Source organism: Chromohalobacter sp. HP20-39, from assembly GCF_033052815.1.
GTDB lineage: Bacteria > Pseudomonadota > Gammaproteobacteria > Pseudomonadales > Halomonadaceae > Chromohalobacter.
Genome location: NZ_JAWHTP010000328.1, coordinates 1 through 342, shown reverse-complemented (window position 1 = coordinate 342; position 342 = coordinate 1). Strand labels below are relative to the sequence as shown.

1 protein-coding gene is annotated in these 342 nt (G+C 54.4%); it reads left to right on the top strand.

Annotation, left to right across the window (positions count from 1 at the left end; all coding sequences use genetic code 11):
• A partial coding sequence (locus tag RVY79_RS18225) for a hypothetical protein (protein ID WP_317465940.1) occupies positions 1-341 on the top strand: 341 nt, incomplete at its 5' end.
• Position 342: the final 1 nt, after the last annotated feature.

The window sequence follows — 342 nt, the reverse complement described above, 5'->3', positions numbered from 1 at the left end:
CGGCGGTCGCGTCAATTATTTGGCCACGAGCCACGCGGCCTTTTTATCAGCACTATAGCCTGGTCGAACGGAGGCTGATCATGGTCATCAGAGGGATAAATGAACCAGCTCGCGATGCGCCGAAGTTCCATCACGACTTGGAGCGCCTGGCCGTCCCGCAAGAGGGCGTTGTCGCCTTTAAGTACTTTGACGACTTGCTTGCCAGCATCGCACTTGTACCCAGGGTTTACAACACTGGTTCAGGCTTTATCGTTGACTCGTTCGACGAGATTTGTCTTGTCCACGCAGGGGGAAGTCCTTCACCTTCGGAGCAATTACTTGTCGCCCGATGCAGGATCTAAC